Origin of the sequence: Psychrobacter sp. AOP22-C1-C5, assembly GCF_052378885.1 — a bacterium.
In the GTDB taxonomy this organism is placed as follows: domain Bacteria; phylum Pseudomonadota; class Gammaproteobacteria; order Pseudomonadales; family Moraxellaceae; genus Psychrobacter.
In genome coordinates this window covers 216,420-242,379 of sequence record NZ_JBQSYC010000005.1, presented here as the reverse complement: position 1 = coordinate 242,379, position 25,960 = coordinate 216,420, and the positions used below count along the sequence as shown (strand labels likewise).

Genomic DNA, 25,960 nt, shown 5'->3' with positions numbered 1-25,960 from the left:
AGTTAAATCGAGATCAGTTGGCCAGTAGTCGCTGATAACAATATTGCTAATACTTGACTAATGCTACTGAGTTTTGATGGTTGGTCTTAGTTGTACCAAACCGGTAAAAAAATGCAGCTCATGAAATGGCTGAAAGCTGCATAAATTGTGATAAAAAAAATTTAAAGTACACCAATTCCGCTCAGTAGTAATTGACTACCAGCAAATAAGAGCAATATGCCAAAGGCGCGTTTTAACATCAAAGCAGGTAGCTGATGGGCAAGCTTAGCACCAATTTTTGCTGTGATAAAGCTTGCGACAGAAATACATAAAAACCCTGTGACATGCACAAAACCAATCGTGCCTTCTGGTAGATTGGCGATATCTTTGCCAAACCACGCAAAGCCCACTGCACCAGCAGCGGCAATAGGCAAGCCGCAAGCCGCGGCGGTTCCTACCGATTGCTTCATGGACAGACCCGCCCAATTCAAAAACGGGACAGTCAAGCTTCCGCCGCCAATACCAAAGATAGATGACGCCAACCCGATACCAGTACCCGCGCCAAACTGAACGCTGGGCGGCGTTAACGGTTTGTCTATATACTCTTTATTCGAGAAGAACAGCATTTTTAGAGCGATCAATAGCGCACCAACCCCGATAATGGCTTGTAAAGAATCGCCATCAATTGAGTCAGCAACCCCTGCACCGATCAAACTACCAATGACCAAACCCAGTGCCATATTACGCCAAATATCCCAGCGTACACCGCCACGCTTATTGTGCGCAGTCAAAGAGCTGATTGAGGTCACGATAATAGTAGCAAGTGAGGTGCCAACAGCCAAATGCGTAACCACTTCCGGCGGGAAGTTATAAGCAGTGAAAATCCATACCAGCACTGGTACGATGACCATACCGCCGCCCACACCAAACAATCCTGCGCAAACCCCTGCAAACGCTCCTGCAATAACGAACCACACGTATAACAACATTAAATTTGCCTTTTTTGCTTGTGTTTTTATGCTTATTTTTATCTGTTTTTGGCTATCCACTCTAGTAAGCCATCGATATGACGAAAGTCATCCCAACTTCGGCAAGGTAGATGAGGCATCAAATTATTAATCATTTTAGAAAGTGCATTACCAGGGCCTATCTCAATAATCATGCTGGGCTGATACTCTTGAATGGTTTCCATACAAGCATACCAATCTAACGGATGATCGATTTGACCCGAGAGAATACTCAGCCCTTGCTTGGCGCGGTAGTATTTTATACCCTCAGTCGCACTAATAATAGGGATTTGCATTACCGGCGCGGTCATTGAGTCAGTATATGTTCGGAATTTTTGGGCGGCGGCTTGCATCAATGCAGTATGCGAAGGAACAGATACTTTGAGCAATTTGGTACTGCGCGCGCCCAATGTCTGTGCCAATTGCTCAGCCTGAATCAAGTTGTCCCTATGTCCACCAATAATAAATTGATCCTCTCCAATTTTAATAGATAAGTGCGTGTCCGTGTCCAAGAGCAGATTTTCAAGCTCACTACCGTGTAACCCCTGCACGGAAAGCAACCCACTAGACTCCGAGACCTCGTCCTCCATAAGCGTGGCTCGCTTATGAACCAAATGTAATCCTGCCTCAAAATCCAACTGCGCGCTACAACAAAACGCATTGATCTCGCCCAAAGAGTAGCCTGCAAAGGCACTTGGTTTGTCAATTAAAGAGCGAAGCTGTTGCCAGCGGTGGTATTGCAATGCATAAATGAAGGGCTGCGCAACTTTATTGTTGAACATTGTCTCATCAAAAACATCCTCGTCATCATTCGCAAACAGCTCTGGTACCACCGTTTTTAGCAAGGCTTGCTCATCATCGCTGATGCCATTCAACACCTCTTCTACGTGACGCCCACTTTGTAAACCTTGCCCACTAAACAGAAGGATTAAATTCATTTTCGACCTTATAAAAGAAAATCGTAACCGCTAGCAAGTCTGCACTACCGCCTGGACTCAGATTACGGTGAATGAAATAGCGATTGATCATTCTGACGGCTTGACGCCAGTTTGATTGATGCACACCACCTGCCTGTAAGAACTGTTTTGCCATCATTTGAGCATTTTTTAGATCGGTCATGCCACCGCGCCACACAAGATTGGTGTCTGATAATGTTGCGATTAGCGTCATTAAGGTCTGCATGGTGGCTTTTTCAAAGTCTTGCGTGCGATGGAGCGTCTCATAAAAACACGGCAATGCTAGGTTTTGAATGATTTGAAAACCCGTTGCCACCATCTCAATCGCACCTGTCACCCCATACTTTTTGTACATTTGCTGACCATGACTGTCCGCTTTGCGCTCAAGGCGATGGGTTAGGTCATACTGCCAGCTTTCTATGATTTGTGCGCAGATATGTTGTGTGGTTAAAGATTGACCCCTTTGAACACATTGACCAATAGCGGCACTGGCAAAACCTAGATTAAAAATCGCCCCTTTATGCGTATTGATATTATTCGTGGCGTGGTGCATTTTTATTTCTTGATCAATCCCCGCCTTTTTTATGTCGTCGAAGTCTCTGTCGTCATAGCCAAAAGCGCTAAGCGCCGCAAAATATCCTCTTAGCGAAGTGATACTGTCGATAAACGTATCATAATTCATATCTGTATGACTACCGTTGCCTGAGGGACAAACCAGACCGGGCTTGTTTTCAAGGTTTAATTCGTCGTACAACGCATCCAGCGCAAAATCATCGATTTGCTGCCAAATAGCTTCTTTAGAGAATAAGGCTTCGCTTGCGGGCGTCAATAAATCGTTCACACTCATAGGGTTTCCATCCTAATAATACATCCATTGTTTGTAGTTCAACGTCAGTCAATGTTTTGACGACCACGGTCGGTATGTCCGATATCAAGGCATGAATCAGCTCGTTAAATGACACGTCTTTATACCCATGTAATCTGACTTCGCCATCCAGCCTTAGACCCACTTTAGCCATAGCAAACTGTTTAAACGCTTCGATCGCTACTAAAATTTCGGACAATTTGTCCATTTCATGAACAACGATTAAAATATCTAAGTCTGAAGTAGGCGTCACAAAAGGCAAGCGCGTAAAATACTGATTGGCAAAGGATCCATAAGCGTAGACATCAGCGCGTAAATCACGACACTGGGTGACAAAAGCTTGCGTCTGTTTTTGAATATTGCTTGGCAGACTGAGTATCAACGTTTCAAGCGCCAACGGTGAAGTAATGACTTTAGGAGGCGCAGCTAACTCCAGCGCCAGTCTATATTTGCAGTGGTTTTCTATATGGCTTGTCGCCACTTTTGATATATAAGAGGTGCTCTGACGACAGACGGTAAAGGACTGCTTGGCTTCAATCATCTTGTCAACCGCCTGAATAACTGATGAAGGCACAGAGGCATTTAGCAGCGTAAATGCGTCTGTTGGTTGTAAGTAGACCAAGTCATGACGATGCATGCAAACCACCTATCTGTTTTCGTTTATTTATCTGCCTATCTGATGATATATAGTTAATCCAACATAAAAATGGTATAGACAGCCATCACGTTCTACTGGTATAAATTTTCCTTGCTGGCTGTTCGCAAGCGTGACAGAGGCTACGCAAAATTTATCCCAGTAGAACCGGACTCTTTTTAAAATGGCTCGACTATATCCATAGAATCTTTATTATGAACGAATCAATTTAAGCACTTAAAACTGCATCCACCACTTCATTACATAACAATCGGCCGTCTCTTTCTTTGGCAATCTTACGGCGATTGTCTGTCAAAAAGTCATTAAGATGGGTTTGCTGTGCCTCAATCACGTTTTCTACCAGATGCTCATTCAAATCGACCCAAATGTCATCAACTGCGCCCATTTTGTAGAAGTTTTCTACCCCTGGTGCAAAGATCGCTGACGTCTGTGATAAAGACTGAAGCTTCTCCAGTGGTATTTTGGTCACTCTCGACATGGCGTTTAGATCCATGACTTTGACTTGGCTAGATTGCAGCGCAAAGATTTGGTTTGCCATCAGACCGTAAGATAAGAACCCACCACTCACCGCCTCTCCCAAGATAATTGCCAAATTGGGGTGCTCGCTACGTCTGAGCAAATCGACACAAGCGGCCAGATGCGCAAACGTTCTGTTTAAAGAAAGCAGTTCATCCGCTCGTGACGAGTCCTGTCCTTGCGTATCAACGATAAAGACGACGGGCGTTTTTTTACCTTGAGCGATGACATCAAGTACGGCATCGGCAAGTGTAATTGCTATCGCTTGATTGATGGCGGCAGAATCCACTGTTCCGATGATTTCAACCTTACCTACGCTAGTCTGTGCGCTGCCTCTGATGACCCAATTGTCGATATGATACTCAAGTTGATTGGGAAATAACTCGGCTAAAATAGTTTCAGTTTGCATGATATTATCCTTGTTTGATTGCTCTGACTTGCTTGGCACTCAGCATAGAAATGGATTCAGGCTCTTTAATACCCATACCTTCCCAAATGGCAATGCTGTCTTTTTCACCAAACCACTGATCATATTGTTGCTGTAAGCCAGCTTGCTGATTTTGTAGGTATTCTAAATCAACCGTGTCAACAGGCAACTGAATGCCTTCCACAATGGCTTGTGTGATTTCATCGATATCATCTTCTACCAACACTTGGACGTGACCTAGCAGATAGCGGGTTTTGCCGCCCGTCACTCGCCATACCAAGGCTCTGTCTTTAGAATCAAACTCTTCCACGCCTTTGAGGGTTTCAATCACCTCTGGTCCTGACAGCGCCAATCGACCTTCTTCTGTCATAATAATGTGCGTGCTTAAACATGAAGAGATACCCATACCGCCAAATGCACCGTTTGTACCGCCAATGACCGTAACGATAGGTATGCCAGCATTACGCACCTTGAGCATCGCTCTCATGATTTCAGATATGGTGATGAGACCAGCATTGGCTTCATGCAAACGCACGCCACCTGAATCTACAAAGAACACTACTGCTTTTGGCTTTTCTTCAAGCGCTTTGAGTAGCATGCCCACGATTTTTGCGCCATGCATCTCGCCCACCGCGCCACCCATAAATCGCCCTTCTTGCGCGATGATATAAACAGCGTCTTCTTTGATTTTGGCTTTACCAATGATCACACCATCATCAAAGCTGCCCGTGATGTCTAATGAGGCAAGATTGGGACTGGTCGGCATGCTTCCGGGTTTGAGAATTTCTGAAAAGCTGTTTTTATCTACGATACTATTGATACGATTGCGAGCAGTCTTTTCGTAGAAACTCTTTTGAATGTTTGAATGCTCTTTTTCTGAGTGCTCTTCGTTTAAATGCTTTTTGTTTAAATCATTCATGTGCTTCGCCCTCTAAAATATTAATTGCTTGGCTTAGGCGCAAACTCACGACCGCAGGGGTGGCACCCATGTCGTTGATATCAAACTGTAAGCCGCCTACAGCGTAACGATCTACAAATTCTTTTATGACCGCTTCCCAAATATGGTCAAAACCAGTCACTGAGGTGTTGATGATAAACTTGCTGTGTTCGCTGTCGTCTAAAGCCGAGACCAATATCTCTAAGTTGCCCGAACCAACCACGCCGCAAATGACGTCTTTTGTTGCCATATCGACAGGCTGCGAGCTAAATGTATAATTAAGTATGTTCATGGTTGTATCCTTATCAGTGCTATTATTCTTTTTTAAAACCTTGTTACCAGTTTCTAAAACGACTTGGCGGCGCATAAGTGCCGTTGGACCATCTGACTAGATCTTTGACCGATTTTGCGGCCAATAAGTCTCTATTCGCTTTTGAGATGTCGATGCCCAAGTCCTCTGGACGCTGAATAATGCCGCGCTTGCGTAGCTCTTTTACCTTTTCGTGATCGCGCTCCATACCGATGGCGGTATAACCTGCGACGCCACGAATGGCTTGCTCTCGCTCTTCTGGTGTGCGGCACAGCAATAAATTGGCGATGCCTTCTTCAGTCACAATGTGCGTCACATCGTCGCCATAAATCATAATAGGCGGAAAATCACTGCCCATTTTTTCTTGCAATTGCCACGCATCAAGCTCTTCGACAAACACAGGATTCATGTTTTCGCGGAACGTTTCGACCAACTGCACCACTAATTTACGACCTTTAATCACGCGTCCATCGGTCGCTTCTTGACCTGCTTTTAGATAACCGTAACTGGAGTGTCTGCGTCCATGAGGGTCTGAGCCCATGTTGGGCGCGCCGCCAAATCCTGCAATGCGATCTACGGTCGCGGTTGAGCTATTGCCTTGTAAATCAATTTGTAAGGTTGAACCAATAAATAAGTCACAAGCGTACAACCCTGCCGTTTGACTAAATGCTCGGTTAGAACGCATGCTGCCATCACTACCCGTGAAGAAAATGTCAGGACGCTTTTCGATATAATCATCCATGCCCACTTCTGAGCCAAAACTATGGATGCTTTCAACAAAGCCACTCTCGATAGCAGGAATCATCGTAGGATGCGGATTAAGCGCCCAATTCGTACATATCTTGCCTTTAAGATTTAATTCTTCTGCGTACGTGGGCAATAAAAGCTCAATGGCCGCTGTATTAAAACCAATACCGTGATTCAAACGCTTGATCTGATAAGGGGCATAAATACCTTTAATGACCATCATCGCCATCAATATCTGTACGTCGGTGATTTGCGCTGGGTCACGCGTGAACAGTGGCTCAATATAATTGGGCTTTGGGGCCACAATCACAAAGTCGACCCAATCTGCGGGAATATCAACGCGAGGAATGCTGTCTACCAACTCATTAACCTGAGCAATCACAATACCGCTCTTAAAGGCGGTCGCCTCTACAATCGCTGGCGTGTCTTCGGTATTTGGTCCCGTATATAAATTGCCATCAGCATCGGCAGAGTGTGCGGTAATCAAACACACATTTGGGGTTAAATCGATAAAGTACCGACCGTATAATTCAAGGTAAGTATGTATCGAGCCAATATGGATTTGTTGTTTTTGCACCAGTTTTGCCAAGCGTAGAGCTTGCGGGCCTGCAAAAGAAAAATCGACTTTACTCGCAATCCCTTTTTCAAAGATGTCAATGTGGCTTGGTAATGCCAATACTGATTGTAAAATATGCAAATCGTTCAAGACGTCAGGGTTGCATTGAGACAGGCTCTCAGACAAAAAGTCAGCTTGTTTTTGATTATTGCCTTCTATACAGACTCTATCTTCACGAGCGATGACGGTTTCGAGCAGCTCAACCACTCTGTCATTTGGGACGATTTTTTCTAATCCCTTATTGGTGGCAGCATTTATCTTGGCCAGCCGTTTGGTTTTCTGTGTGTCCCATATGCTTTCGTTCGTATTCGCGTTCATAAGATTCCCTCTTTCTATTTATCAAAAATCTGTTTATCAAAAAAAGACATTTAGCGTTAAAAAGAATATAGACGGTCCTAATAAAGCACCTAGACCTGTATAAAAAGTAGCGACCAAAGCACCATATGGCACAAGCCTCACATCTGTACCCGCCAATCCAGCTGCCACGCCACTAGTAGTTCCTACTAAACCACCAAAAATCATGGCTGAGCGAGGGCTTTTGAGATACATAAATCGAGCAAGCAGCGGTGTTGCAATCATAAAAAATACGGCCTTGATCAAACCAATGGCAATAGATAAAGCAATCACATCAGAGCTTGCTCCAATTGCCGTCCCTGTAATAGGTCCTACGATATATGTCATTGCACCTGCACCAATGGTGGTCATAGAGACAGCATCTTTATACCCTAAAGACCATGCGACACCAGCCCCTACCACAAATGGTATGACGCAACCTAATATCAAGGCAACAATACCAATTTTTCCAGCTTTTTTTATCTCTTTTACATCGACTTCAAAAGCCGTTGATGAGATAGCAAGATCACGAAGCATCGACCCCCCTAACAGAGCAAAACCAGAAAAAATTGCTATATCAGAGATACCCTTTTCGCCACCAGTATATAAACCAGCAAAGTAGGCGGCAACTAACCCAAGCGTAATGGCAATAGCAGAGGCTTGCAGTTTATTGTTAGTGAGGTACTTTGATAGTAATTGGGAGAAAAGCATCACAAGACCTGTGATTGCAAGCGCCGTAACAAAGGCATTTTTAGTGAGCGTCTCTATAATTAAGTCCATTTAATTACTCCATTGCGCTATTAAATTAGTGGTTTTAGTTCTCTTATGACATGACAATAATACTGATGAAACACTCATAATTGTTCACGAGGTTCGTCAGTCTCATCCCAAGTAAAGGTATCGTAATCATTTCCGATATTATTGAGTAAGCGTACGACAAAGATAGTTGCAATAAGCGCAATAACAGAGACAACTGCCGCTACCATTCCACCAGATAGTGCAGCGACCACGTTTTGACCAGCCGCCATAGCAACAACGATAGGGATATACATCCCTGCCCAATATAGAACACCGAATTGAGTCGCCTTAGGAAGGTAGCCTCTTTTGGCAAGCATCTCTTTACCAACAATGAGTAGAATCATTGCGATAGCGACACCACCAATATTGGCATCAACGCCTAATAACTTTCCTAACAGTCCACCAAGAAAAACGCCGAGAAGATAACTAACTGCTAATAAAGCAGTGCCATATATGATCATAATAATCGTCCTTGATTATAGTTGCAGAGTCTCTATCAACAGTCCGTTTGAGATAGAGGTCGCATTAGATAAAAGCGAGCGGCAAGCAGAGGTAAAAACGGTCTTTTATTCCTGTAACGTCACAAATCTTGGTAAAACTTGTCCGTTCAAAACACTGCTTATTTCCGCTGACTTGATATAATCTAAAACAATTTATGGAAAAGCGCAACGAAATTGTATTTATTATCTATGTATTTTGTATACAAAAGGGCATTTTATGAGTTTAATCGATGGTCTACCTCTGTTTTTGCAAATCAGCAAAAAGATAGAAGATGACATTATTTATGGGCATTTTCCGCCCGGTACAAAGCTGAATGAAGCGGAGCTTTGCGAAAGATATGGAGTATCGAGAACCCCAATTCGCGAGGCTTTGAAGCTTTTGTCGTCTGAAGGATTGGTAGAGATACGTCCGCGTCGAGGCGCGATTGTTCCTACTTTAGACGTAGTAACTCTATGTGAGATGTTTGAAGTGATGGCGCAGCTTGAGGGGATGTGCGGGAGATTGGCGGCAAGAAGAATTAATGAGGCAGAAAAAACTGAACTGGTGGCTTTGCACACGCGTTGTGAAGAATACTTGCTAGCAGACAATTCCGAAGATTATTATGAAGCCAATCGAAAGTTTCATTTTTTTCTGTACCAGCTCAGTCACAATGGGTTTTTGATAGAACAGGCGAGCAATTTGCACAACCGCTTACATCCGTATAGACGCTTGCAACTACGCGTCAGCAATCGGATGCGCCACTCATTTAAAGAACATCAAGATATCTTGGATGCGATTATCAATCATGATGAAGATTTGGCTGAGAGCATGTTAAAAGCCCATGTCTCAGTTCAGGGACATAAGTTCACCGATTTGATTGCCACGATGAACCTCAACGAGAATGGGCAGCATTGATTACTCAAGAAAAATCTACACTCAAACGATTCGTTCTATTGTGTCTGCTACCCTATCCATATGATGGGGTGATCAGCTTGAGGCGCGAATAACACTCGTACACAGTCAGCAATTGACTTTGTTATTCGCCCACTAAATGGTCAGAGAATATCTCGCCATTGTTTGCCATATCTAACAAAATCTGTGCAGGCTCAAAACGCTCGCCATATTTGGCAGCAAGCTCGCGACTACGTGTGATAAATATCTCTAAACCCATGGCATTAATGAACTGCAACGTACCGCCGTGATGCGGCGCAAAACCCCAACCAAAGATAGAACCGATGTTGGCATCAGCGACAGAACGTACGACGCCTTCCTCATAACACTTAGCGGCTTCATTGGCTTGTATAAACAGTAAGCGATCGATCGATTCTTGTTGCGTGGGTTGCTCAGCTTTTGGTGGATATAGCTTTATCAGCTCAGGCCATAAGTACTTATCACCATTGTCTGGATACTCATAAAACCCTTTGTTACTCTTTTTACCCTCACGACCGTACTGTGTCACCAGTGTTTTGAGAATGTCATAAGAGGGGCGTATAGTGACAGGCTTACCTTCCGCCTGCTCGTCAAGTTGCTGCTGTTCACTCACGTGTAGCGCCAGACTCAACGACACCTCATCTTGTAATGCCAATGACGGCATTGGCATTCCTGCTTTCATGCCCGCAACCTCGATGCTACGTGGATGAACGCCCTCGCCTAACATGGCGATGCCTTCTGACACATAAGTGCCAAACACACGCGAGGTATAGAAACCCCGACTGTCATTCACAATGATAGGCGTTTTACCTATTTGCACCACATAATCAAAGGCTCTGGCCAAAGTCTCCTCATCAGTTTGCGCGCCAACAATAATCTCTACCAACGGCATCTTGTCAACTGGCGAAAAAAAATGTAGACCAATGAACTGGTTTGGACGTAGGCTGGCTTTTGCCAAGCTTGTGATAGGAAGTGTTGAAGTATTAGAAGCATAGACCGCTGTTTTAGCTATCACCGCTTCGCTTTGCTGTGTACACTGAGCTTTGATGGCTCGGTTTTCAAATACCGCTTCGATAATCAGATCACACTCTGCCAAGTCACCATAAGAGATGGTCGGTTTGATGCGATTTAATAGCGTCTGTTTTTGCTCTACAGTAGCCTGTTGACGCTCAATGGCTTTATCGAGAAGCTTAGCAGAATACGCTTTGCCACTTTGTGCATGTGCTATCTCAGTATCAAGAAGGACAACGTCCATACCTACTTTAGCAGTGACATATGCAATACCGGCACCCATCATGCCAGCACCCAAAATGCCCACTTTATTGATGTGCATTCGCGGGATGCTATGAGGACGCGATTGGCCCTTTTTGATGCAATTGAGCTGCGTCCAAAGGGTATTAATCATGTTTTTAGATTCAGTGGACAGCACACAGGCGGCAAAATAGCGCGATTCAATCTCAAGACCTGTATCGATATCTACTAAGCCGCCTTCAAAAACACAGGACATGATGTGCGTAACCGCAGGATGATTGCCGTGTGATTTTTGATTTGCCATAGCGGGCGCTGCCATAAACATTTGCACTACTTTAGGATGATTGCTGTCGCCATCAGGAATTTTAAAACCCGCTATATCCCAAGGTTGCTGCGCAGTTGGGTTGGCCTTAACCCAGTCTTTGGCCTGATTCATCATGTCTGTGTGATCAGTGGCAGTTGCGTCAAGCAGACCCATATCTATCGCTGCGTCTGGTTGCAACTCTTTGCCTTGAGTCATTAGCATCAATGCCGCTTGAATACCGATCAGTCGTGGTAGTCGCTGAGTGCCGCCGCCGCCCGGAAGCAAACCCAATTTGACCTCTGGTAGACCGAACTTGGTTTTGGGAGAGTCAATCGCGATACGATAATGACACGCCAAAGCAAGCTCCAAACCGCCGCCGAGCGCGGTTCCCGTCATCGCTGCAACCACTGGCTTTCCTGACGTTTCAAGTTTACGCAGGCTACGTTTAAGCCCTTCGGTCAACTCAAATGCTTGTTCAGCCGTAGTAATATTGGCCAGTTGATCAATGTCTGCCCCAACCACGAATGACGCTTTGCCCGAGGTTAAGATTAAGCCTTTCGCAGAGTTGTCGTTCATAAAGCTGTCCGTCATAGCAGCAAAGGATTCTGAAAATCCCTCACCGATGACATTCATCTTGTGCATACTTTGGTCAATCGTTACCGTAATGATGCCATCGTTATCACACTCGGCTGAAAAACTGTCCTGCTTATTAATGACCGTTACGCTATCTGATTTGTCTTCATATTCCGTCATGTGTTGTCCTTTATAAATAGTCTTTTAAATGATTTCTACTACTGATATTTTCCATAGTCAGTCTTATACAAAACAAAGACCAACCTTATAACGCGCTACTGAGGTAGATTTTTCTTGCCTGCTGTGCCTATCCCGACAGAGGCTGCGTAAAATTTCCCTAGTAGCACTGCGTTTACTCTATTATTGGATCGACTGTATTTAATCGACTACACACGCTCAATAATGGTCGCGATACCCATACCGCCACCCACACACAATGTGATCATTGCTGTGTTTAGGTCGCGGCGCTCTAACTCATCAAGAACAGTCGTTAAGAGCATAGTGCCTGTCGCACCAAGCGGATGACCCATAGCGATGGCACCGCCATTGACGTTCACAATATCCAGCGAGATACCAAAATCATCGGCGGTATTTAGCGGTATGGCAGCAAAAGCTTCATTAATCTCCCAAAGATCAATATCTGAGGCTTGCATACCAGCTTTTTTTAGCGCTTTTTGACAGGCAGGTGTTGGGCCAGTCAGCATGATAGCGGGTTCTGAACCAATGACTGACGCCATTGTGATTTTGGCACGCGGTTTAAGACCCGCTTTTTGACCAGCCGCCGCACTACCCACTAAGCAAATTGCCGCGCCATCGACGATACCCGACGAGTTACCCGCATGGTGCACGTGGTTGACGGTTTCGATGGTGGTATACCTGTCTAGTATCACGCTATCGAAGCCCATCTTGCCAAGCTTAATAAAGGAAGGATTAAGAGTAGATAAAGTCTCAGCATTGGTCTGAGGACGAATGGTCTCATCTTTTGCGAGCAGCAGCAGCCCATTGATATCTGTGACAGGGACAACTGATTTATTATAATAGCCATTGTCCCAAGCATAAGCAGCGCGGCGATGCGACTCGGCCGCAAATGTATCGACGTCTGTACGACTAAAGCCTTTAAGTGTCGCGATGGTATCTGCGCCAACCCCTTGCGGGACGTAATGCGTGGCCTCATTGACTCGTGGATCCATATACCAAGCGCCGCCATCAGAGCCCATCGTTACGCGGCTCATGGATTCAATGCCTCCAGCCACCACCATATCCTCCATACCTGACATGACCTTAGCCGCCGCCAAGTTGATGGACTCAAGCCCTGATGCACAAAATCGAGATAAGGTGAGACCTGCGACACTTTGTGCCCAACCAGCATCAATGACGGCGATACGGGCAATATCAGAGCCATGTTCGCCAACGGGTGTCACGCAGCCCAATATCACGTCATCTACTAAGCTCGTGTCCAAATTGTGGCGCTGCTGCATCTCTTTTAATAAGGTACGAACCAGCCAAATCGGCGATGCCTGATACAAAGAGCCGTCCTTTTTTCCTTTACCACGCGGCGTACGGATAGCCTCATAAATATAAGCCGTCTCACTCATAAAAGTCCCTTTTTATTTTTGATCGATAATATAAAACTTATACTAGGCCAGTAAAAAGGCATGCGCAACGGTTTAAATATTAACGGTGAGTCACGTTACCTGATACCTCAGAGCCGATTCTCGTCAGCATAAAAAAAGCCTCACTATGAAAGGAGGCTTTTTTTATGTCTTGAATACCAGTACTTAAAACTATGCTCTATATGGCTCATCTGTAAACATATATAGTCGATGACATTACACACCGCTGGATTTCGGCAGGCCGTATTCTACCTTATCGATGACTTCATTCTTTTGTTCAGTAAGAAGACGATAGCCTATGATTGTGCCATCAAAAGGCAAATTGGTTTCATACTGCTGATAATGCTCACAGATACTCTCTTTTACTATTGCCTCACGTTCTGCTTCTTCTAATTCAGCAAATCCCTCTGGTAGATGTACATAAGCCAAGCGCGCAGCATTACTACGAGACAACCAATTAGCATCATCAAACTCAAATGCTATCTGCGCTTGTAAGCTATAGCTTGGTGAAGATTGGGGATAATGCGCCAAATCATATTTGATCTTGGCAATATCTTCTGCAAACGGTTCATACGGTATTTCAAGCACGGCAAACAGTTTGGTTAAAAACTCGTCAGCCGTAAAGTATTTGTCGCTATAGCTACCATCTAGCCCAAGATATTTGTTCGACAATACATGACGTAGGCGGTCGCAAGCAGGTATGGTGTGCTTAAGTGGATAACGCATGGCTTTGATAATGTCTTGCGAACACAGCTCTAGTATGTCTATTTGATTCACTGCATACTGCGCAAGCGGATGACGCGGATGGTAACGGCGGGTATATTTGGATTGGTTGACAGTGTACTTCATAGTATTGAACACCTTAGACTCCGACGAAAAAGTATGAAATAAGCCCAAACAGGCAAATAAAAACAGGCACAAATGAGGTGTCGGAGTACAGGCTCATGCGCTTTACCAGAATTGTTTTATATCGTGCTGGAAGTTGCAAGGTTTGGACGCCAGCGTTAAATTGCTGCGACACAAAACTGTTAAACCCACGATAGAAGATTCACTGATGATAGCACATCAGATAATAGAAAATAAATACTGATAGGAGCGCCCGTTATCAAAAAACTACTTTAACTATAGCTATTAGCTTGGTATCTTGCCACCCCATCCCTATATCACCTAATATTTCGACCTCACTTTTGGCTAATCCCTTTATGGTATTGGCACCTGATTTGTATTGGATTTTATGACACATAACCTTAAGACGAGCACAAGCTCGCGCCGAACTCAGTATTTCCAAGTATTTTTGATGGGCGTTAGTGCGTTCATTATGAATACCACCGAATTTGTCCCAGTCGCCCTATTAAGTGACATTGCTCAGGATTTCTCCATCACGACGGCAGAGACTGGCTGGATGTTGACGCTTTATGCTTGGATCGTCGCCGCCATGTCATTGCCATTGATGCTGCTCACCAGTCGATTTGAGCGCAAGCGTTTGCTCTTGGGATTGTTTGCCGTATTTATTGCCAGTCATGCCTTGTCAGTATTTGCATGGAGCTTCAACGTGCTGCTTATTAGCCGCGTTGGGATTGCGCTATCGCATGCGATATTTTGGTCAATCACGGCGGCAATTGCCATACGCGTGGCACCTGAAGGCAAAAAAGCACTGGCGCTTAGTGTGCTGGCAACGGGTACGTCATTAGCAATGGTAATGGGTGTGCCACTAGGACGATTGATTGGTCAGTGGTTTGGCTGGCGAGCAACGTTTGGCGGTATTGGTGTCGTGGCGCTTATCGTATTTATTTTACAAGCAAGGCTTTTGCCCACACTCCCAAGCATGTTTGAAGGGTCTTTTAGAAAAATTCCAGAGTTATTAAAAAACCCGATGCTGGTCTCCCTCTACTTGCTTATTTTGCTCGTCTTTACAGCACACTATACCGCTTACTCTTATATCGAGCCCTTCATGCGTCAAGTTGGCTCAGTCAGTGAAAACTCAGCCACTTTTATCCTTTTATTATTCGGTGTGGCAGGTATTGCGGGCAGTGTGATATTCAGTCGTTGGGGTGATCGATTTAATACACGATTGATGCTGATATCGACGATACTGATGCTGGCGTCAATGCTCGTGTTGTTGTTTGCTGTCACATCTATCTGGGCGCTTGGTACAATTGCTTTATTGTGGGGAGCGGCACTGATGCTGCTGATTATTTCTATGCAAGCTAAGGTGCTCATGGTGGATGTCACTGCGCAAGACATGCTGATGTCGATGTTCTCAGGCATTATTAATTTAGGAATTGGCGCAGGTGCTTTGTTCGGCGGTTATGCGGTGACGCACATTTCTCTGTCGAGCGTGGGATATGTTGGGGCAGCTATCGCTGCTGTGGCGTTGCTACTGATGCTATTTATGATAAGACGCTTTCCTGAGTTGAGCAGAAAGCTTGGCTAGTCGCGCCTGAGTTGGTTGCGAATGGTAAAATAAGCAAAAAAATGCCAGCTCAGATAATGGGCTGGCATTTTTTATTATTCCTTTAAAAAGCAATTTTTCTAAAAATCTACTTTACCGCGTAACGCTTTAGTCTTGCCGCGCTGAGTTTTTTGATCCACCCGTTTGCGCTTGGCACTAAAGCTTGGCTTGGTTGGCCTGCGGGTTTTATTGACATGAGTGGCTGTTAGGATAAAGCTGCGCAGACGTTCTATGGCATCGATTTTGTTCCTTTCTTGCGTGCGAAACTGCTGGGCTTTAATAATGAGTACGCCTTCTTTGGTGAGACGACTGTCTTTGCTGTCGAGCAGACGCTGCTTGTACTCATCACTCAGACTTGAAGTATTGATGTCAAAGCGGAGATGAATGGCAGAGGAGACTTTATGGACGTTTTGGCCGCCTGCACCCTGCGCACGTATGGCGCTGATATCGACTTCATTGTCATTTAGACTAATGGTGTTGCTAATAAAAATCATAAGGTGCTTTTATATAATATGAATATGGATGGTTTATGATAAAGCATTATCCATCCGTCTGCCACTGAGTCAATAACTGACGAGCGCGCGCAATCACTGGTGCATCGACCATCTCGCCGTCTATTTTAAACACTGCCTGCCCGCTGCCCTCATACTCTGCTACCACACGCGTGGCAAACTGAATTTCCTTGTCAGTCGGTTGTAAGGCTTTGTGGACAACGGCTACTTGCTTGGGATGAATACACAGCATCCCTGACATGCCCATTTGTGACCATAATTGTACTCGAGTGCATAGCCCCTCCTCATCATTAAAATCAGGATAGACAGTGTCGATGGGCGGCGCAAGACTATGCACTTTTGACGTTAAAATCAATTGATAGCGAATCTGATTGGCAACAATGTCTGCGGCGGGCGTGCCCACTTGTACACGTAGATCATTGCATAAGTCTAAAAATCCATAGCTGAACGCGGCAAGACCAGTGGCTTTTGCCATACTGTCTATTTGATATAAACCAGCAGCACTTTCTATCAGCGCAATCACTGGCATACCCGTACGCTGATGGACGTGTTCAATGTCTGCGGCTTGCTCTGCTTTTGCCAATAACACACCTGCCAGCGTTGGCATCTGCTGGCATAGCACTAAATCAGCCAAAAATGCATCACTGCCCGCTTGATTGATACGTAACCAAATCGGCTGATAGCCTTGTTTCTCATTTTGATTGTCGTAGTATTTTTTTAATGCGTCTCGGGCTTGCGCTTTATCTTCTTGGGCGACGGCATCTTCCAAATCGACAATTACTGCTTCTGCTCCACTATCAAACGCTTTTGCTATTCGGTCAAGACGAGTTGCAGGGACAAAAAGCCATGTGTTGTTGTGAGCAGTAGTCTTCGTTTTATTACTATCTTTATTATTACTAACTGAATCCATATTTGCCTCTTTACCGTTGACGCCACCCATTTATTTGAACTTCTATCTGAGCATACCTTATTTTGGATATTTGCATCAAAAAATAGAACAAAAAACCCGCATAGAGCGTCGTCTTATGCGGGTTTTTATTGTATAACGTCTCTGACAAATAAAGGAGTAACTCTTTTATCAATATCCTTTCTTTGTCATTAGAGCGTGTCGTTAGGCAAGCATGCCACCATCAACCACCACGGTCGCGCCTGTGGTATAGCTTGACGCGTCAGACACCAGATACAATACTGTCCCCGCCATTTCATCGGGATCAGCCACACGTCCTAGCGGTATGGTATGCAGTGCCATTTTTAAGATTTTGTCATTGGTGGTCAGTGCGGATGCAAATTTAGTATCCGTCAAGCCCGGCAATAAGGCATTCACACGAATATTTAACGGGCCGCATTCCTTAGCAAAAGCTTTGGTCATACTGATGACCGCCGCTTTGGTGATTGAGTAAATACCCTGCTTGTCACCTGCGACCAAGCCGTTGACAGATGCCGTGTTCAAAATCACGCCGCCGCCCTGCTCGCGCATCATTTTGCCAGCCGCCGTCGACATAAAGAAATAACCGCGAATGTTTACTTCTACGGTCTTATCAAAAGCAGCCAAATCTGTGTCCAAGATATGCCCATAATAAGGGTTTGCCGCTGCATTATTGACCAAGATATCGATTTGACCGAACTCACTTTTAATATGCTCAAAAATCGCATCAATTTGATCCATGTCGCCCACATGACAAGCAAACGCGCTGGCTTTGTGACCAGCTGCTGTGATGCTGTCCGCAACCGCTTGGCAAGCATCAATTTTGCGACTAGACACAATAACGTGCGCACCTTTTGACGCCAGCAGACGGGCGATAGACTCACCAATACCGCGACTGGCACCCGTCACCAACGCAATTTTGCCCGTTAAATCAAATAAATCTTTCATCACTATTCCCTATATTTTAAATATTTGAATAAAAGCCTTATCAAAAATCTGTTTGATATTAAGCTAGCATGCCGCCGTCCAAAGTAAAGGCATGACCATTCATAAAACTGCTCTCATCACTGGCAAGCCATGCAATCGCGCCAGACACTTCATCGACTTCTCCTAAACGTCGTAGTGGGCTGGCCTTTATGGTTGCTTGCTGTGCGCGCTCATTCATATTGGCCATGGTATTGCGTACCATTGGTGTGTCGATAAAGCTTGGGCATACCGCGTTAAAGCGGATATTAACCCGCGCGTATTCGTGGGCTGCAGATTTGGTCAAACCCATCACGCCATGTTTGGCAGCACTGTAAGCTGACAATAAAGGCGCGGAACGCAGTCCTGCAATGGACGCCACATTAATCACATGACCACCGCCATTGGTCGCCATACAAGCAACAGCGGCTCGCATACAATGCCAAACACCTTTTAAATTGACCGCGATATTACGATCAAAATCGTCATCGCTCAGCTCATGCATCGGTGCGGGTTGATGGTCGATACCAGCATTATTGATTACGACATCGAGACCACCCAGCGCTTGCATCGCAAAAGCAAACAACGCGCGCACTTCATCGCCACTAGTGACATCCACTTTTTTAAACACGATACTATTGCCAGCATCTTGCCCTTGCTTGGCAACGGCCGCCCCCATCTCCTCTGCCAAATCGCCAATCACAACCTTGGCACCGCGACTTGCCAGCAGTAGCGCACTGGCGGCACCGATACCAGATGCACCGCCCGTGATTAAAATCCGTTTGCCGGCCACATTACTGGCCACGCCTGATGCAATTCCATTTGTACTCAGTGTCATGATTTATCCCTCTACCTTAAGAACCAATTTGCCAAAGTTTTTACCTTTAAAAAGCATCATCAGTGTGTCAGGGAACGTCTCGATACCCTCAACGATATGGTCTTTAACTTTGATGTCACCTGATTGAATCCAGCCTGCAATATCTTTCATTGCCGTCGGGTATTCTTTAATATTATCAAAGACGACAATGCCTTCCATACGCGCGCGATTGACCAATAACGACAGATAGTTTGATGGACCTTTGATCGGTGTTGTGTTGTTATATTGGCTAATCGCACCGCAAATTACGATACGCGCGCGCAGATTGATTTGGGTAAGTACGTCGTTTAATATGTCGCCGCCCACGTTGTCAAAGTAGACATCGACACCGTCTGGACAAGTTTGCTTAAGCGCTTTTTTTACATCTTCGTTTTTATAATCGATGGTAGCATCAAAACCCAACTCATCTATCAAAAACTGACATTTTTCACTACCGCCCGCAATACCGACCACTCGGCAGCCTTTGATTTTGGCAATTTGCCCAACTAGGCCACCTACTGCGCCAGCCGCGCCAGAGACAACCACGGTCTCGCCAGCTTTTGGCTCGCCTGTTTTTAATAAACCAAAGTATCCCGTCATTCCCGGCATACCGAGCACACCCAAATAATAAGACAGGGGTGCAAGATTTGGATCAACCTTATATAATCCAGTACCGTCACTCACAGCATACGACTGCACGCCATTGTGACCACAAACATAGTCGCCGACTGCAAATTTTTCATGCTTACTCTCAATGACTTCGCCCACCGTACCAGCACGCATAACATCACCAACCTGCACAGGCTCTATATAAGACTTAGCATCGTTTAACCATCCGCGCATCGCCGGATCTATAGAGAGGTATGCGATTTTTATCAGTAATTGTCCGTCAGTGATGGTCGGTAATGCTGTTTCGGTATATTCCCAAGTATCGGCGCTCGGTTCGCCAACAGGTCTTGCTTTTAGTCGCCACTGCTTATTCATCGTTGTCATTTCTCTTTCCTTAGAACCATTCAGCTTGCATGTCAGTGCAGACCGAGTTGGTGTTGGTGAGTAATTCAATATCACGTTTGATTAGTGGTAATTCCCAATCGATAAAGTATTTTGCCGCTTGTATTTTGCCGCGATAGAAGTTTTGTTTTTCATTGTCTTGAGAACCACTGCCTTGCGATTCGCTTAATAATTGCTCAGCTTTACTGGCTTGACGAATCCAAATCCAGCCCACCACGATCGAGGCAAAAATATTCATCAAGGCCTGCGCGTTACCCGTGAGCGTTACTGCTTTTTCTGTTTGTAAAATTTTGCCCAAATGCACCAACACTTCATGCAAATGCGCCATATAAGGCGTCAACTTACCTGCCAATTTAGCAGTCTCAGGTGTGGTAATACTTTCCAAATCTTGGGTGATTTCCCGTTTTAAAATCTGAATACCCAGACCCTTGTTTTGCCACAATTTGCGGAATGACAAATCTAATGCCTGTACACCATTTGTACCTTCGTGAATGGGATTTAAGCGATTGTCACGCCAAAACTGCTCGGCTTGATATTCACGCGTGTAGCCAGCGCCGCCCAATACTTGAATGCCCAAATCATTGGCTTTGGGACCATATTCAGACGGCCATGCTTTTAATACAGGAGTAAGTAAATCCAATAATTCTGACAGCTCATTTTTTAACGTTTCATCTTCACAAGTATTGATACGGTCAATTAGGTTTGAGCCGTATAAGCACAGTGAAATACCACCTTCAGAATACGCCTTTTGCGCCAGCAGCATCCGCTTTACATCGCCGTGCTGAATAATGGCAGTTGCCGCATCTTCAGGTTTGTTATTGGGTGCAATCCTGCCTTGCGTTCTGTCTTTGGCATAATCGAGCGAATATTGATAACCACGATAACCAATCATCGCCGCACCAAAACCAACCGCGATACGCGCCTCATTCATCATCTTAAACATATAACGCAAGCCAAAATGCTCTTCGCCAATGAGATAACCGTAACATTCGCCGTCATCACCAAAGCTTAATGCCGTAGAAGTCGCGCCGCGATAGCCAAGCTTATGAATGAGTCCTGTTAAATGCACGTCATTGCGCGCGCCAACGGACAAATCGTCATTTAAGCGATACTTTGGCACCGCAAACAAAGAGATACCTTTCACGCCACTAGGGCCGCCCGGCACTTTAGCCAAGACCAGATGGACGATATTGTCAGACAGTTCGTGATCGCCTCCTGAGATATAGATCTTGCTACCTTTGACTCGATACGAGCCGTCCTCTTTTTTGACGGCAGTGGTTTTGATATCAGCCAGCGACGAGCCAGCGTGCGGCTCTGTCAACGCCATCGTTCCAGTAAACTCACCCGTCAACATACGCGGCATAAACGCTTCTTTGATCTCATCACTCGCGAAATGCGAGATGACATTGATCGCAGCGGTGGTCAAAAATGGATACGCGGTGGTTGATGGATTGGCTGCCATAAAATAGCCTGCCACTGCGGTCATGACGGTCTCAGGTAATTGCATCCCGCCATCGTCAAAACGATAGCGACCAGCGATAAAGCCTGATTCGCGAAAGGCATCAAAAGCAACTTTTACATCGCTTATCATGCTCACTTTTTTGCCATCGAACTGCGGCTCGTTTTTATCGGCCAAGTGATTGTGCGGCAAAAACAAATCGGTGGCTATTTTGTCTGCTGTGTCTAATACAGCGTCAAACGTGTCACGGCTGTGTTCTGCAAATTTTGGATGTTCGGTTAACGTCTCAGTACCTAAGACATCATATAATTGGAAGGGTAATTCAAAGTCGTTGATAAGTTTATCTGCTGCCATAGTGTTCTCGTTAGTATTGTCGTTAACAAATGAGCGGTGCTTATCCCTAAATACTAAGCTAATTTTATGGGCTTCCGTATTGTCATTTATGACATAATTATGGTCAAATAAGACAATACGTCGATACTGAATAAACTGGATACCAGACATTATGACGCGAGACTCGTAAAGTATTGGCAAGCAATAAAGGAAAACAAAGACTCATGTCTCAATTAAGACCGTTTAAAGTAATTATTCTGGGTTTCGATGGCGTGCTGGGCAGTGTACTCGCTGGGGCATTGGACTTGTTTTCGTTTACAGGTGTCAGCTGGCAACGATTTTTGAATGAGGCGGTAGCACCTAGATTTAATGTACAGATAGCAAGCTTGGGCGGGGTCGATATTCGATGCAGCAATCGCTTAATCATGCAAGCGCATTGTGATATTCGAGAAGTAGCCGAGTGCGACTTACTGTTAATCCCCACCATCGGCGATTCAATCGACAAGGTATTGCGTCAAAACAGTGAGCTATTGCTCCATCTAAAAAGGCTGGCCAATACTAAAGGGGATATTGCCAGCAACTGTAGTGGCGCTTTTTTTCTGGCCGCAGCAGGACTGTTAGACGACAAAATCGCCACCACCCATTGGGGTTATGCGAGTAAATTTAAGGCGGATTTTCCGTTGGTTGATTTGCAGGAAAATCAGTTTGTGACGCAATCTGGCAATATATTTTGCGCCGCAGGTGGTAGCGCCTTTTATGACTTGGGCTTGTTATTGATAGAGCGTTATTGTGGACGTGAGATTTCCACGCAAGTAGCAAAAACTCAGATTATCGACAGCAAAAGAGGCAACCAAAACAGTTATACCAATGTGACATTGCACAAACCGCATTCTGATCAGCTCGTCAAACAAGTACAAGAATTCATTGAACAACATTTCAATCAACCTATCCAAGTCAGTCGATTGGCGGCGATGGTCAATGTCACCCCGCGCACCTTGAACAGACGCTTTCAGTCTTGTGTTGCCATGCGTCCGATTGAGTACATTCAGGCCGTCAGAATTGAGCAAGCAAAGCGTTTGTTAGAGTCAGGTGATGTAACGATAAAGTCACTGGCTGACCAAGTCGGCTACGATGACATCTCTTCATTTACCCGCTTGTTTAAACGTGCCACTGAACTGACACCTAAAGAATATCAGGATAAATTTTCGCGGTTAGCGATTTAGCCTAGGGCGTGTCCTCATTTCAAAAATGGTGATAAAAATGAGATAAATTGCCGTCAAACAAGGAAAACAGCGCAAATAATATCGAGATATTACCTAGCTATTTGACGCGGCTAACACAAAGGCTGCGTAACATTTATCTCAGTAGTCTTGTGTTATCATCTTTAAAGTGATTTAGCTCTAATACTAAAAGTGTAACATTACAAGCTCTGCCACAACCCTTCCACATGGATGGCATCTGCCTTGATGGTTGGATAATCCGTAAATACCAATTGATAACCACCGTCTGTATTTGGGCTAATTTGGCAAGTCGCACCCAGCGGGAAGCTGTGTTTTTGGCCGATATGACCAAAACGCATGCCACTATAAATCGGCAGTCCTGTCAGCTTATGCAATTGACGAATCACTGCCGCGACATCATAACGCTTGTCGTAACTGTCCTCCCCTGAACCTGACAATGCCCCAAACACAATTGCCTGCTGACCCTTGAACACGCCTGCCAAATACAAGTCATACAGCATGCGCTCAATGCGATAGGCTTGCTCGCCCACATCTTCTAAGAACACAATGCCGCCATCAATCCGTGGTAAATACTCACTGCCTGCCAGCGCAGACACCACGCTCAAATTGCCGCCCCAAATAGTGCCAGTCAATATTTTTGGCTGACTCTTTGTCAGAATGCTGGGCAATTTCTGGCTCGTTAAAGATGCATCTTTTATGCTGATGGTCAGATTAGGATTGCTCAAAGCTTCAGCAAACTGCCTGCACGTCACTTGGTCGGGTTTTATTTTACCAAACTCGCTATAAAGCATTGGCGCAGCAAGCGAGCTCATGTCTCCTTTTGCCAATAGTGCACACTGAATAGCAGTGACATCACTAAAGCCTGCGAGTATTGTGCCGCGCTCCTTCATAATACGCCCAAGTGTTGACCAATCAACCATGGGTAATACCCGCATCGCCCCATATCCGCCGCGCACACCCAATAGCAGCTTAGGTGCCGCTATCGCCCCAGTGGCGATATTTTGTAGGTCGCTTGCGCGTTGTGAGTCCGTACCAGCAAAACGTAAATACTGGCGGCTGGTAATGGCCGGATTATCTACTTTAAAACCCGCACAAGCCAAGCGATTTAATGCCAACTGATTACGCTCATCACTGCCACCAACGTTTGAGCTGGCAAAAAGTTGGGTCTCGATAGTCGGTGCAATACAGCTCGTTTGTGTTGATAAGGCCTGCGATGATAGACTCTCATCTCTTAAAGCGGTGGGCAGATCATCTTTGGTCAGTTGGGAGCTGCTGTTTTTATCAGTCGTATCAGCAGTCAGTACTTGGGCGATGGTTTGCGTCGCCAACAACCCTGTACCCGCCGTTATTCCAATGCGGCCCAAAAATTGACGCCGATTTAACCCAGTCTTAGTGCTCGTCGTTGAAGCGCTGTTTGTTAAAGATTGATTATTTTTGGCGTTTGTAGATGGTGGTATGTACGGTGTCTTTGAACCCATATCTTGCTACTGCCTTTTCATTTTTATCTTAGTAATAGGTTGAAGGTTTTTTATATTTTTTATCTATAATCAGTTCAATGTAAAAAGCCTAAAGCGGGACTGGTACAAGTTTTTCGAAGCCTTTGTCGGCGCTGGCACAACAAGCAAGAAAAATTTGTGCCAGTCACCCATCATAATGCCATGTGTCTATTTAACTTAGTATCGACTGTCACTGTTTTTGGCAGATGAAAGTATAGCGCGGTCACTGGCCGCCATGGTTACTCAACCCTTTCCCATATTTGCTTTTTCGCTACGCGTCGTCAAACCCTACGGATTATCAAAAATACTTTAAACTTAATAGATTACCGATAGTAAAAAAGCCACCGTCGATAATGCATTTATCGGCCGTGGCTTTTTTATTTTTTACTATTAATTTATCTATGATCGCTAATCAGGCACATCATAACGGGCTTTTTCAGGATTAAGGCCAAACGAATAAACAAAGGTCGCAACGAGGCTGTTAATAATAATGAAAGGGAGATCAAGGGTCGCATGTCCAAGTGTATAGCGACCAATGAGCCAAGAGACAATCAACATGACAATAAAAAATCCCGCCAAATACGCCAAAATCAAAGGATGCTTAAGATTATAAGGCTGTTCAGGTTGTGGCTTTTTGTCCAAAACATACGTTCTTATTGCCCAACCCGCTGCATAAGAAAATCCACCCAACACCACATAACTAAAAAAATTCATATTGCCTGACTCTATTGACATGACGGTTTATAACAAAGTGTATCTACTAACAAACAACGTTAAACACATACTTTTCTAACTGGCCTCATTGACATTATCGATAATAATATTGGCATGAGGATTGGCCAAAATATCGGTATTGACGTCATCACATTCGACGCGGTAGATCGTATTGGCACCGCGATAAATATAAGACAAATACTCACTGTCTAATAGTGGGTCAATATTGGCATAAACGGGTTTGACATGAGCGAGCACCAGTACTCTGTCGGGACGGCCAATGACGGCATCGACATTATCGGGGTCAATAGAGAAAAATTGCGGTACATCGCTATTCTCAATCACTTCTAACGGCTCAGGATTGTCCCAAACGCGTTTAGCACTCGCAGGTTCTTTCATTTGCATAACCCAAGAGCCGTCTTGCTGACTGACCTTTATTTGAGCAGGCTCATCATGACTCACCGTATAACACCCTTCAAAAACAGACAGATCTGCTGCCGTCTCTACCTTTGTATCGGTTTGCGTATTACTGTCATTACAAGCTGTCAGAAATAGTGCGCAGCTTACGGCCATGCCGACCGTTAAACTTTTTGAAAAAACGTTTGAGCATAAGGACATAATAAGGTTATCCTGCATTCATGCGTGAAAAGCACTTGTTAAGGTTATGACCGTCCAATCACTATCGTCAACTCGCACAGTGA

The 25,960-nt window shown here is 44.9% G+C and carries 25 protein-coding genes; 3 read left to right on the top strand and 22 right to left on the bottom strand.

Features of this window, described 5'->3' with window-relative positions; all coding sequences use genetic code 11:
* Window positions 1-161: 161 nt before the first annotated feature.
* From ACT3TH_RS09290 to madL, 10 genes are all read right to left on the bottom strand, one after another.
* Window positions 162-968, bottom strand: a complete 807-nt coding sequence (locus tag ACT3TH_RS09290) for a sulfite exporter TauE/SafE family protein (RefSeq protein ID WP_444755568.1) — start codon at window positions 966-968, stop codon at window positions 162-164.
* Between the two features lie 38 nt (window positions 969-1,006).
* Window positions 1,007-1,924, bottom strand: a complete 918-nt coding sequence (gene mdcH / locus ACT3TH_RS09285) for a malonate decarboxylase subunit epsilon (protein ID WP_444755567.1) — start codon at window positions 1,922-1,924, stop codon at window positions 1,007-1,009.
* Complete coding sequence (mdcB, locus tag ACT3TH_RS09280) at window positions 1,902-2,789, bottom strand: triphosphoribosyl-dephospho-CoA synthase MdcB (RefSeq protein WP_444755566.1); 888 nt, start codon at window positions 2,787-2,789, stop codon at window positions 1,902-1,904. The genes mdcH and mdcB overlap by 23 nt, the downstream gene beginning before the upstream one ends.
* Entirely contained in the window at window positions 2,740-3,444 is a 705-nt protein-coding gene (gene mdcG, locus ACT3TH_RS09275) for a malonate decarboxylase holo-[acyl-carrier-protein] synthase (protein WP_444755565.1), read from the bottom strand. The genes mdcB and mdcG overlap by 50 nt, the downstream gene beginning before the upstream one ends.
* A gap of 226 nt (window positions 3,445-3,670) precedes the next feature.
* A complete protein-coding gene (gene mdcE / locus ACT3TH_RS09270) occupies window positions 3,671-4,387 on the bottom strand; it encodes a biotin-independent malonate decarboxylase subunit gamma (RefSeq protein ID WP_444755564.1) in 717 nt (238 codons plus the stop codon).
* A gap of 4 nt (window positions 4,388-4,391) precedes the next feature.
* On the bottom strand, window positions 4,392-5,324 hold the full coding sequence (locus ACT3TH_RS09265; RefSeq protein ID WP_444755563.1) for a biotin-independent malonate decarboxylase subunit beta: 933 nt from the start codon (window positions 5,322-5,324) through the stop codon (window positions 4,392-4,394).
* The gene (mdcC, locus tag ACT3TH_RS09260) at window positions 5,317-5,634 is read right to left on the bottom strand and encodes a malonate decarboxylase acyl carrier protein (RefSeq protein ID WP_444755562.1); all 318 of its coding nucleotides are present in this window, start codon (window positions 5,632-5,634) and stop codon (window positions 5,317-5,319) included. Before mdcC ends, ACT3TH_RS09265 begins: the two co-directional genes overlap by 8 nt.
* Before the next feature lie 43 nt (window positions 5,635-5,677).
* Window positions 5,678-7,333: a malonate decarboxylase subunit alpha gene (gene mdcA, locus ACT3TH_RS09255; protein WP_444755561.1), complete on the bottom strand. Its 1,656-nt coding sequence runs from the start codon at window positions 7,331-7,333 to the stop codon at window positions 5,678-5,680.
* Between the two features lie 36 nt (window positions 7,334-7,369).
* On the bottom strand, window positions 7,370-8,128 hold the full coding sequence (gene madM, locus ACT3TH_RS09250) for a malonate transporter subunit MadM (RefSeq protein WP_444755560.1): 759 nt from the start codon (window positions 8,126-8,128) through the stop codon (window positions 7,370-7,372).
* 74 nt (window positions 8,129-8,202) lie between these two features.
* Window positions 8,203-8,607, bottom strand: coding sequence for a malonate transporter subunit MadL (madL, locus tag ACT3TH_RS09245; RefSeq protein ID WP_062844874.1), 405 nt, complete (start codon window positions 8,605-8,607; stop codon window positions 8,203-8,205).
* Between the two features lie 256 nt (window positions 8,608-8,863).
* Here madL and ACT3TH_RS09240 point away from each other — a divergent pair, with 256 nt between their 5' ends.
* Complete coding sequence (locus ACT3TH_RS09240; RefSeq protein WP_444755559.1) at window positions 8,864-9,541, top strand: GntR family transcriptional regulator; 678 nt, start codon at window positions 8,864-8,866, stop codon at window positions 9,539-9,541.
* A 121-nt stretch (window positions 9,542-9,662) separates the two neighbouring features.
* Here ACT3TH_RS09240 and ACT3TH_RS09235 read toward each other — a convergent pair whose 3' ends face one another.
* The 3 genes from ACT3TH_RS09235 to ACT3TH_RS09225 form a co-directional block, all read right to left on the bottom strand.
* Entirely contained in the window at window positions 9,663-11,864 is a 2,202-nt protein-coding gene (locus ACT3TH_RS09235; protein ID WP_444755558.1) for a 3-hydroxyacyl-CoA dehydrogenase NAD-binding domain-containing protein, read from the bottom strand.
* 206 nt (window positions 11,865-12,070) lie between these two features.
* Window positions 12,071-13,279, bottom strand: coding sequence for an acetyl-CoA C-acetyltransferase (locus ACT3TH_RS09230; RefSeq protein WP_444755557.1), 1,209 nt, complete (start codon window positions 13,277-13,279; stop codon window positions 12,071-12,073).
* 234 nt (window positions 13,280-13,513) lie between these two features.
* Entirely contained in the window at window positions 13,514-14,146 is a 633-nt protein-coding gene (locus ACT3TH_RS09225) for a hypothetical protein (protein ID WP_444755556.1), read from the bottom strand.
* Between the two features lie 385 nt (window positions 14,147-14,531).
* Here ACT3TH_RS09225 and ACT3TH_RS09220 point away from each other — a divergent pair, with 385 nt between their 5' ends.
* Window positions 14,532-15,731 carry a sugar transporter gene (locus tag ACT3TH_RS09220; RefSeq protein ID WP_444755555.1) on the top strand — a complete coding sequence of 400 codons (1,200 nt, stop codon included), beginning with the start codon at window positions 14,532-14,534 and terminating at the stop codon, window positions 15,729-15,731.
* A 98-nt stretch (window positions 15,732-15,829) separates the two neighbouring features.
* Here the strand turns inward: ACT3TH_RS09220 and arfB are convergent, their stop codons facing one another.
* The 6 genes from arfB to ACT3TH_RS09190 form a co-directional block, all read right to left on the bottom strand.
* Window positions 15,830-16,243 (bottom strand): alternative ribosome rescue aminoacyl-tRNA hydrolase ArfB, encoded by a 414-nt coding sequence (arfB, locus tag ACT3TH_RS09215; RefSeq protein ID WP_444755554.1) that lies wholly within the window; start codon window positions 16,241-16,243, stop codon window positions 15,830-15,832.
* Window positions 16,244-16,289: 46 nt separating this feature from the next.
* On the bottom strand, window positions 16,290-17,171 hold the full coding sequence (locus tag ACT3TH_RS09210) for an HpcH/HpaI aldolase/citrate lyase family protein (RefSeq protein ID WP_444755553.1): 882 nt from the start codon (window positions 17,169-17,171) through the stop codon (window positions 16,290-16,292).
* A gap of 201 nt (window positions 17,172-17,372) precedes the next feature.
* Complete coding sequence (locus ACT3TH_RS09205; protein ID WP_444755552.1) at window positions 17,373-18,134, bottom strand: SDR family oxidoreductase; 762 nt, start codon at window positions 18,132-18,134, stop codon at window positions 17,373-17,375.
* 58 nt (window positions 18,135-18,192) lie between these two features.
* On the bottom strand, window positions 18,193-18,987 hold the full coding sequence (locus ACT3TH_RS09200; RefSeq protein ID WP_444755551.1) for an SDR family NAD(P)-dependent oxidoreductase: 795 nt from the start codon (window positions 18,985-18,987) through the stop codon (window positions 18,193-18,195).
* A 3-nt stretch (window positions 18,988-18,990) separates the two neighbouring features.
* The gene (locus ACT3TH_RS09195) at window positions 18,991-19,998 is read right to left on the bottom strand and encodes an NADP-dependent oxidoreductase (RefSeq protein WP_444755550.1); all 1,008 of its coding nucleotides are present in this window, start codon (window positions 19,996-19,998) and stop codon (window positions 18,991-18,993) included.
* A 10-nt stretch (window positions 19,999-20,008) separates the two neighbouring features.
* Complete coding sequence (locus tag ACT3TH_RS09190) at window positions 20,009-21,829, bottom strand: acyl-CoA dehydrogenase (protein WP_444755549.1); 1,821 nt, start codon at window positions 21,827-21,829, stop codon at window positions 20,009-20,011.
* A gap of 203 nt (window positions 21,830-22,032) precedes the next feature.
* On the opposite strand from ACT3TH_RS09190, the gene ACT3TH_RS09185 reads away from it, so the two are divergent.
* Window positions 22,033-23,031, top strand: a complete 999-nt coding sequence (locus tag ACT3TH_RS09185; RefSeq protein WP_444755548.1) for a GlxA family transcriptional regulator — start codon at window positions 22,033-22,035, stop codon at window positions 23,029-23,031.
* Window positions 23,032-23,228: 197 nt separating this feature from the next.
* Here ACT3TH_RS09185 and ACT3TH_RS09180 read toward each other — a convergent pair whose 3' ends face one another.
* From ACT3TH_RS09180 to ACT3TH_RS09170, 3 genes are all read right to left on the bottom strand, one after another.
* Entirely contained in the window at window positions 23,229-24,527 is a 1,299-nt protein-coding gene (locus ACT3TH_RS09180; RefSeq protein ID WP_444755547.1) for an LD-carboxypeptidase, read from the bottom strand.
* A gap of 426 nt (window positions 24,528-24,953) precedes the next feature.
* The gene (locus ACT3TH_RS09175; protein ID WP_444755546.1) at window positions 24,954-25,259 is read right to left on the bottom strand and encodes a hypothetical protein; all 306 of its coding nucleotides are present in this window, start codon (window positions 25,257-25,259) and stop codon (window positions 24,954-24,956) included.
* 75 nt (window positions 25,260-25,334) lie between these two features.
* Entirely contained in the window at window positions 25,335-25,832 is a 498-nt protein-coding gene (locus ACT3TH_RS09170; protein WP_444755545.1) for a hypothetical protein, read from the bottom strand.
* Between the last annotated feature and the right edge of the window lie 128 nt (window positions 25,833-25,960).

Coding starts and splice junctions, on each gene's coding strand:
- mdcB (WP_444755566.1), bottom strand. CDS start 2,789: ATGAGTGTGAACGATTTATTGACGCCCGCAAGCGAAGCCTTATTCTCT.
- madL (WP_062844874.1), bottom strand. CDS start 8,607: ATGATCATATATGGCACTGCTTTATTAGCAGTTAGTTATCTTCTCGGC.
- ACT3TH_RS09195 (WP_444755550.1), bottom strand. CDS start 19,998: ATGACAACGATGAATAAGCAGTGGCGACTAAAAGCAAGACCTGTTGGC.
- ACT3TH_RS09230 (WP_444755557.1), bottom strand. CDS start 13,279: ATGAGTGAGACGGCTTATATTTATGAGGCTATCCGTACGCCGCGTGGT.
- ACT3TH_RS09265 (WP_444755563.1), bottom strand. CDS start 5,324: ATGAATGATTTAAACAAAAAGCATTTAAACGAAGAGCACTCAGAAAAA.
- madM (WP_444755560.1), bottom strand. CDS start 8,128: ATGGACTTAATTATAGAGACGCTCACTAAAAATGCCTTTGTTACGGCG.
- mdcG (WP_444755565.1), bottom strand. CDS start 3,444: ATGCATCGTCATGACTTGGTCTACTTACAACCAACAGACGCATTTACG.
- arfB (WP_444755554.1), bottom strand. CDS start 16,243: ATGATTTTTATTAGCAACACCATTAGTCTAAATGACAATGAAGTCGAT.
- ACT3TH_RS09210 (WP_444755553.1), bottom strand. CDS start 17,171: ATGGATTCAGTTAGTAATAATAAAGATAGTAATAAAACGAAGACTACT.
- ACT3TH_RS09225 (WP_444755556.1), bottom strand. CDS start 14,146: ATGAAGTACACTGTCAACCAATCCAAATATACCCGCCGTTACCATCCG.
- ACT3TH_RS09175 (WP_444755546.1), bottom strand. CDS start 25,259: ATGAATTTTTTTAGTTATGTGGTGTTGGGTGGATTTTCTTATGCAGCG.
- ACT3TH_RS09205 (WP_444755552.1), bottom strand. CDS start 18,134: ATGAAAGATTTATTTGATTTAACGGGCAAAATTGCGTTGGTGACGGGT.
- ACT3TH_RS09290 (WP_444755568.1), bottom strand. CDS start 968: ATGTTGTTATACGTGTGGTTCGTTATTGCAGGAGCGTTTGCAGGGGTT.
- ACT3TH_RS09190 (WP_444755549.1), bottom strand. CDS start 21,829: ATGGCAGCAGATAAACTTATCAACGACTTTGAATTACCCTTCCAATTA.
- mdcH (WP_444755567.1), bottom strand. CDS start 1,924: ATGAATTTAATCCTTCTGTTTAGTGGGCAAGGTTTACAAAGTGGGCGT.
- mdcC (WP_444755562.1), bottom strand. CDS start 5,634: ATGAACATACTTAATTATACATTTAGCTCGCAGCCTGTCGATATGGCA.
- ACT3TH_RS09180 (WP_444755547.1), bottom strand. CDS start 24,527: ATGGGTTCAAAGACACCGTACATACCACCATCTACAAACGCCAAAAAT.
- mdcE (WP_444755564.1), bottom strand. CDS start 4,387: ATGCAAACTGAAACTATTTTAGCCGAGTTATTTCCCAATCAACTTGAG.
- ACT3TH_RS09200 (WP_444755551.1), bottom strand. CDS start 18,987: ATGACACTGAGTACAAATGGAATTGCATCAGGCGTGGCCAGTAATGTG.
- ACT3TH_RS09220 (WP_444755555.1), top strand. CDS start 14,532: ATGACACATAACCTTAAGACGAGCACAAGCTCGCGCCGAACTCAGTAT.
- ACT3TH_RS09170 (WP_444755545.1), bottom strand. CDS start 25,832: ATGGCCGTAAGCTGCGCACTATTTCTGACAGCTTGTAATGACAGTAAT.
- ACT3TH_RS09185 (WP_444755548.1), top strand. CDS start 22,033: ATGTCTCAATTAAGACCGTTTAAAGTAATTATTCTGGGTTTCGATGGC.
- ACT3TH_RS09240 (WP_444755559.1), top strand. CDS start 8,864: ATGAGTTTAATCGATGGTCTACCTCTGTTTTTGCAAATCAGCAAAAAG.
- mdcA (WP_444755561.1), bottom strand. CDS start 7,333: ATGAACGCGAATACGAACGAAAGCATATGGGACACACAGAAAACCAAA.
- ACT3TH_RS09235 (WP_444755558.1), bottom strand. CDS start 11,864: ATGACGGAATATGAAGACAAATCAGATAGCGTAACGGTCATTAATAAG.